Genomic DNA, 6000 nt, shown 5'->3' with positions numbered 1-6000 from the left:
CCCTCCTGGCCACCTGGACCGGCGCCTGCTCCATATGCGGCCAACCTGCCCCGACACCCGAACCCCACCACAGAACCTAACAAAGCCCTACTAGGGGTGAGTGAAGACTTACCCACCCGGGGAGGGTGCGCAATGAGACTCACGGTGTTCGGCGCGACAGGCGGCATCGGCCAGGAAATCGTCCGCCAGGCGGTGGCCGCGGACCATGACGTGACGGCAGTGGTCCGCGATCCGGCACGGCTGCCGGTCCCGCTCTCCGACGTCACGGTCCACGCAGCGGCGCGGATCGATGATCCGGAGGCACTGCGCGAAGCCGTCGCCGGGCGGGACGCGGTACTCTCCGGACTCGGCTCGCGCGGCCGGAGGGCCGACGGGATCGCCGAGCGGCTCACCGGCTCGGTGCTGCGCGCGATGGAGGCGGAGGGGACGCGGCGGCTGCTCGTGGTGAGCGCGGCCCCGGTCGCGCCGACGCCCGCGGACGATCCGTTGCTGGACCGGATCGTGCTGAAGGCGATCGGGGTGATCCTCAAGGAGGTCTATGCCGACCTGACGCTGATGGAGACCGCACTGGCCCGCAGCGCGACGGACTGGACGTCGGTCCGGCCGCCGAAGCTCACCAACGGGCCGCTGACCGGGACGTACCGGACGGTCTACGGCAGCAATCCGCGCAGCGGCCGGTCCATCTCCCGGGCCGATGTGGCGCACGCGATGCTGGCGCTGATCGACGATCCGGCGGCGGTGAAGCAGGGCGTGGGCGTGGCGTACTGACGCCACACCCGTCAGAGGGTGACGCCGACCGTCACCGGTTCGTTGACGAGCGTGACGCCGAAGGCGTCGTGAACGCCCGCGACGACCTCGCGGGCGAGCGCGAGCAGGTCCTCGGTGGTCGCCCCGCCGCGGTTGGTGAGGGCGAGCGTGTGCTTGGTGGAGATGCGGGCGGGCCCGGTTCCGTACCCCTTGGTGAAACCGGCCCGGTCGATGAGCCAGGCGGCCGAGGTCTTGGTGCGTCCCCCGTCCGCGGGGAAGGCGGGGGGCGTCGCCTCGGGGCCGAGCCGGTCCTTGGCCCGGGCGAGGAACGACTCGTACTGCGCACCGTCGAGGATCGGGTTGGTGAAGAAGGACCCTGCCGACCAAGTGTCGTGGTCCTCCGGGTCGAGCACCATGCCCTTGCCGGCCCGGAGCCGCAGCACGGTCTCACGGGCCGCCGCCGCGGGCACCCGGTCGCCCTGTCCGACACCCATGGCACGGGCCGTTTCGGGGTACGTGAGGGGCGCGGAGAGGCCGCCCGCGTCTTCCAGCTCGAAGCGGACACGCAGCACCACGAAGCGTTCGGGTTCGGCCTTGAAGCGGCTGTGGCGGTACGAGAATGCGCACTCGGTGTTCGGGATGGTGACCGTTTCGCGGGTGTACCGGTCGTAGGCGACGACCTCCGTGATGGTCGACGCGACCTCCTGGCCGTACGCACCGACGTTCTGGATCGGCGTCGCACCCGCCGAGCCGGGGATTCCGGCCAGGCACTCGATGCCCGCGAGACCGGCTTCGACCGTGCGGGTGACGGCGTCCGTCCAGATCTCTCCGGCGGCCAGTTCCAGCGTCGTACCGGAGAGCGCGAAGCCCTTGGTCGCGATGCGCAGGGCGGTGCCGTCGAAGCCCTTGTCGCCGATGATCAGGTTGCTGCCGCCGCCGACGACGAGGAGCGGAGTGCCGTCCTCGTCGGCCTCGCGCACGGCTGCGACCACCTCGGCGTCCGTCGTTGCCGTGAGGAGGCGGGCCGCGGGGCCGCCGAGCCGGAAGGTGGTCAGGGGGGCGAGGGGGGCGTCGTGGAGTTCCAGCACGGGGACAAGAGTACGGTCCGCGGCGCCACCGCTCGGGCGGGGCCACGGACCGTACACAGGGCTGCCGGGTCGGACCGGACCGCGCCGCGGATCAGGCGGCGACGGCGGACCGCTCCTCGACCGGCTCCGGTTCCGCCGCCGGTGCGGGGCGGCGGCCCGGGATCAGCAGTGCCACGAGCGCGAGGGCCTCGCGAGCACGGGCAAGGGGCACCCCCCAGCGGAGAGTGCCCCTCACTCATGAACGTGGCCCGTACTCATGAACGTGGCCCGTCAACGGCTCAGGCGAGCCGCACAACGGCGCGGGACATCCCCAGCACCTTCTTGCCCTCGCTCATCACCGTCAGGTCCACCCGCACCTGCTTGTCGTCCAGCAGGGCCGCCACCTTGGCACCGACCTCGATCAGCGCACCCTTGTCGTCGTTCGGCACGACGACCGGCTTGGTGAACCGCACGCCGTACTCGACGACCGCACCCGGGTCACCGACCCAGTCCGTGACCACCCGGATCGCCTCGGCCATGGTGAACATGCCGTGCGCGATCACATCAGGCAGCCCGACCTCGAGGGCGAACTTCTCGTTCCAGTGGATCGGGTTGAAGTCACCGGAGGCGCCCGCGTACCGCACCAGCGTCGCGCGGGTCACCCGGAAGGACTGCGCCGGCAGCTCCGTACCGACCTCGACCGATTCGTAACTCACCTTCGCCGTCATCACGCCTCCTCGGCGGCGCGCGCCACCAGCTTCGTCCACGCGGTCACGACATGCTCGCCGGCCTCGTCATGGACCTCACCACGGATGTCGAGGATGTCGTTGCCCGCCATGGACTTGACTCCCTCGATCGTCGAAGTGACCGTCAGCCGATCCCCCGCCCGCACCGGACGCGTGTACGCGAACTTCTGGTCACCGTGCACCACACGGCTGTAGTCCAGGCCCAGCTGCGGGTCCTGCACCACCTGCCCCGCAGCCTTGAAAGTGATCGAGAAGACAAAAGTGGGCGGCGCGATCACATCGGAATGCCCGAGCGCCCGGGCGGCCGCCGGATCGACGTACGCGGGATTCGTGTCTCCCACCGCCTCGGCAAACTCACGGATCTTCTCCCGGCCGACCTCGTACGGCGCGGTGGGCGGATAGGTCCGCCCGACGAAGGACTGGTCGAGCGCCATGGGCTCGCTACCTCCTGATGAAAGACGAAAAGGCCGATGAACAACCCTGTACGGGACAGTCCTATACAACGACACGAGGCCGCCCCCAGTGGGGACGGCCTCGTGTACGAGCCTGATTCAGCGCGTTTCGCGGTGCGCAGTGTGCGAGTTGCAGCGCGGGCAGTGCTTCTTCATCTCAAGACGGTCCGGGTTGTTACGCCGGTTCTTCTTGGTGATGTAGTTCCGCTCCTTGCACTCCACGCAGGCCAGCGTGATCTTCGGGCGGACGTCGGTGGCAGCCACGTGAGTGCTCCTTGGACGGACGGATGAACGGATGAACGCAAAAAAGAGTAGCCGATCGAAGGACCGACCCCACAATCGGCTACCGATGCGTAGCGGTGACCGGACTTGAACCGGTGACACAGCGATTATGAGCCGCTTGCTCTACCGACTGAGCTACACCGCTTTGATGACGGATCCCCCCGCCGCGAGGCGGGGTTCTCCGATCACCAGAGCCCCAATACGGAATCGAACCGTAGACCTTCTCCTTACCATGGAGACGCTCTACCGACTGAGCTATTGGGGCGAGCGATGAAGACATTACACGGTCCTCCGCCGATCGCCCAAATCCGTTTCGGAGCCCCCCGCCGCAGCGATGGCCGGCCCTCCCCCGATCCCCCGCCCGACCCCCGATCCACGACGGGCGGAGGACCGGCCGGGAGCCCGGCCGGCGGCCGGAACCGCCGCCTGATCAGCACGTGACCGGCAACCCGACCAGCGCCGCGAGCCACGCCCGGCCGGCCTCGGAACAGTCACCGCGCCGACCCCTCCCACCCGCCGCGCACACCTCACGAGGCCACACCGGTACGACTATTTCCCTCCTCCTCGAACCGGGACGAACGCGCCCCTAGGCTCGACCCACTCTGCGTGATCTTGTAACCCTCCCAGGAGCGCGATGCCCGACAGCCGGCCGCCGCAGCCCGGCGACGCCGCCGACGCCGCCACCGAAGCCAACGCCCTGATCCTGTGCGGCGCCCGGCTCACCGACGGCCGCGTCGTCGACGTACGGCTCGGCCGCGGCCGCATCGAGGCCGTCGGCACCACGGGCAGCCTGACCGCCCCCGGCCCCCGCGTCGACCTGCGCGGCTATCTCCTGCTCCCCGCCCCCGCGGAACCCCACGCCCACAGCGACACCGCGCTCACCGCCGACAGCACCGGCCCCGACAGCACCGGACCCGCCTCGCACCACCCCGAGGACATCCAGCGCCGCGCCACCGAAGCCGCCCTGCTGCAACTCGGCCACGGCGCCACCGCCCTGCGCTCACACGTACGGATCGGGGACGTCACCGGACTCGCCGGCCTCGAAGCAGTACTCCAGGCACGCCGCTCCCTGCACGGACTCACCGAACTGACCCCGGTCGCCGTACCCCGCCTGCTCACCGGAATCGCAGGCGCCGACAGCCTCGCCATGCTGCGCGACGCGGTGAAAACAGGAGCCGGCGTGATCGGCGGCTGCCCCGAGCTCGACCCCGACCCGGCCGGATACACCGAAGCCGTCCTGGAGATCGCCGCTGAACACCACTGCCCCGTCGACCTGCACATGGACGGCGACGACCCCGCCCACCTCGCCCGGCTCGCCACCATGGCCGCCGGACACCGGCCCGGTGTCTCCATGGGTCCCTGCGCCGGCCTCGACCGGCTCCCCCCGGAAACCGCGGCCCGCACCGCCGATCGGCTCGCCGCCGCCGAAGTGACCGTGATCTGCCTCCCCCAGGGCGGCTGCTGCGGCGCCGAACGCAGGGGCACCGCGCCCGTACGGCTGCTGCGCGCCGCCGGCGTGCGCACAGCGGCAGGCAGCGGGGCACTGCGCGACGTCGCGAACCCCGTGGGCCGCGGAGACCCGCTGGAGGCCGCCTACCTGCTCGCCTCACAGAGCGGCCTACGCCCCGAGGACGCGTACGACGCCGTCTCCACGGCCGCCAGGAAGGCCATGGGGCTGCCCGAGATCCGCGTCGAGGCAGGCTTCCCCGCCGAACTCCTCGCCGTACGCGGGGAACAGCTCTCCGGCGCGCTCTCGCTCGCGTACAGCCGGATCGTCGTGCACCGCGGACGCGTGGTGGCCCGCACCAGCGCGGTCCGCGAGTACTGCGACTCCGAGACCGTCGTCGCACTCGATCTGCCCCGCCAGGCCCGCCCTGAACCCGGGCCGGGCGGCGGGTCCTGAGCGGGGCGGCGCGCCGCGGCGTACGGTCGTGACTATGCGCATTGTCATCGCAGGTGGACATGGTCAGATCGCGCTGCGGCTGGAGCGGCTGCTCGCTGCGCGCGGAGATGAAGCGGTCGGCATCATCCGCAACCCGGAACAGGGCGGGGACCTCCGGTCGGCGGGCGCCGAACCGGTCGTCCTGGACCTCGAATCGGCCTCCGTGGAAGAAGTGGCCGAGGTGTTGCGCGGCGCCGACGCGGCGGTCTTCGCGGCCGGCGCGGGCCCGAACAGCGGTACGGCCCGCAAGGACACGGTGGACCGCGGCGCGGCAGTGCTGTTCGCGGACGCGGCGGAACGCGCGGGCGTACGGCGCTACATCGTGGTCTCCTCGATGGGCGCCGATCCGGACCACCCGGGCGACGAGGTCTTCGACGTGTACCTGCGGGCCAAGGGCGCCGCCGACGCTTACGTACGCTCCAGGACCGCACTCGACTGGACGATCCTGCGCCCCGGAATGCTCACCGACGACGCGGGCAAGGGGCAGGTTCTGCTGGCAGCCTCGACGGGGCGCGGAACGGTACCGCGCGACGACGTGGCGGCGGCGCTGCTGGAACTGCTGGACACCCCGGCGACGGCGGGACTGACCCTGGAACTGATCTCGGGGCACGTGCCGTTGTCAGTGGCGATGAAGGACGTCGCGGGGAACTGAGCGCGCGCGGCCTCCGCGAGGACACCGGCGAACAGCTGACCGGACGCCGACTCGCGCAACGGGTGGGCCGGCTGAGCAGCCTCGTCGCCGACATCGGGCAGGCGACGATCGA

7 protein-coding genes and 2 tRNA genes are annotated in these 6000 nt (G+C 71.0%); 3 read left to right on the top strand and 6 right to left on the bottom strand.

From position 1 onward, the window contains the following. Positions 1–132 precede the first annotated feature (132 nt). Positions 133–768 (top strand): NAD(P)-dependent oxidoreductase, encoded by a 636-nt coding sequence (locus ACGFSA_RS29185; protein ID WP_393309038.1) that lies wholly within the window; start codon positions 133–135, stop codon positions 766–768. Between the two features lie 11 nt (positions 769–779). On the opposite strand, the gene ACGFSA_RS29180 is transcribed toward ACGFSA_RS29185, so the two are convergent. The 6 genes from ACGFSA_RS29180 to ACGFSA_RS29155 all read right to left on the bottom strand — a co-directional run bounded on the left by ACGFSA_RS29180 (position 780) and on the right by ACGFSA_RS29155 (position 3559). Further along, positions 780–1835, bottom strand: a complete 1056-nt coding sequence (locus ACGFSA_RS29180; RefSeq protein WP_393309037.1) for a UDP-N-acetylmuramate dehydrogenase — start codon at positions 1833–1835, stop codon at positions 780–782. Positions 1836–2113: 278 nt separating this feature from the next. Beyond that, on the bottom strand, positions 2114–2542 hold the full coding sequence (locus tag ACGFSA_RS29175) for a MaoC family dehydratase (protein WP_393309036.1): 429 nt from the start codon (positions 2540–2542) through the stop codon (positions 2114–2116). Next, positions 2542–2994: a MaoC family dehydratase N-terminal domain-containing protein gene (locus tag ACGFSA_RS29170; RefSeq protein WP_393309035.1), complete on the bottom strand. Its 453-nt coding sequence runs from the start codon at positions 2992–2994 to the stop codon at positions 2542–2544. Before ACGFSA_RS29170 ends, ACGFSA_RS29175 begins: the two co-directional genes overlap by 1 nt. Positions 2995–3111: 117 nt before the next feature. After that, a complete protein-coding gene (gene rpmG, locus ACGFSA_RS29165) occupies positions 3112–3276 on the bottom strand; it encodes a 50S ribosomal protein L33 (protein WP_003956487.1) in 165 nt (54 codons plus the stop codon). A gap of 90 nt (positions 3277–3366) precedes the next feature. After that, a tRNA-Met gene (locus ACGFSA_RS29160) sits at positions 3367–3439 on the bottom strand. A 47-nt stretch (positions 3440–3486) separates the two neighbouring features. Beyond that, positions 3487–3559: transfer RNA gene (locus ACGFSA_RS29155), tRNA-Thr, on the bottom strand. A gap of 369 nt (positions 3560–3928) precedes the next feature. Between ACGFSA_RS29155 and ACGFSA_RS29150 the strand changes: the two genes are divergently transcribed. Beyond that, on the top strand, positions 3929–5197 hold the full coding sequence (locus ACGFSA_RS29150; protein WP_393309034.1) for an amidohydrolase family protein: 1269 nt from the start codon (positions 3929–3931) through the stop codon (positions 5195–5197). 34 nt (positions 5198–5231) lie between these two features. Then, positions 5232–5888 carry an SDR family oxidoreductase gene (locus ACGFSA_RS29145; RefSeq protein WP_393309033.1) on the top strand — a complete coding sequence of 219 codons (657 nt, stop codon included), beginning with the start codon at positions 5232–5234 and terminating at the stop codon, positions 5886–5888. Positions 5889–6000 lie beyond the last annotated feature (112 nt).

The organism is Streptomyces sp. NPDC048496 (genome assembly GCF_043200055.1).
Lineage (GTDB): Bacteria > Actinomycetota > Actinomycetes > Streptomycetales > Streptomycetaceae > Streptomyces.
The sequence above is the reverse complement of the archived record's forward strand: the minus strand, read 5'-3'. Positions and strand labels throughout refer to the sequence as shown.

Bases quoted from the DNA above. Each gene is read 5' to 3' on its own strand.
- ACGFSA_RS29150 (WP_393309034.1), top strand. From the start codon at position 3,929: ATGCCCGACAGCCGGCCGCCGCAGCCCGGCGACGCCGCCGACGCCGCC.
- ACGFSA_RS29170 (WP_393309035.1), bottom strand. From the start codon at position 2,994: ATGGCGCTCGACCAGTCCTTCGTCGGGCGGACCTATCCGCCCACCGCG.
- ACGFSA_RS29175 (WP_393309036.1), bottom strand. From the start codon at position 2,542: ATGACGGCGAAGGTGAGTTACGAATCGGTCGAGGTCGGTACGGAGCTG.
- ACGFSA_RS29145 (WP_393309033.1), top strand. From the start codon at position 5,232: ATGCGCATTGTCATCGCAGGTGGACATGGTCAGATCGCGCTGCGGCTG.
- ACGFSA_RS29185 (WP_393309038.1), top strand. From the start codon at position 133: ATGAGACTCACGGTGTTCGGCGCGACAGGCGGCATCGGCCAGGAAATC.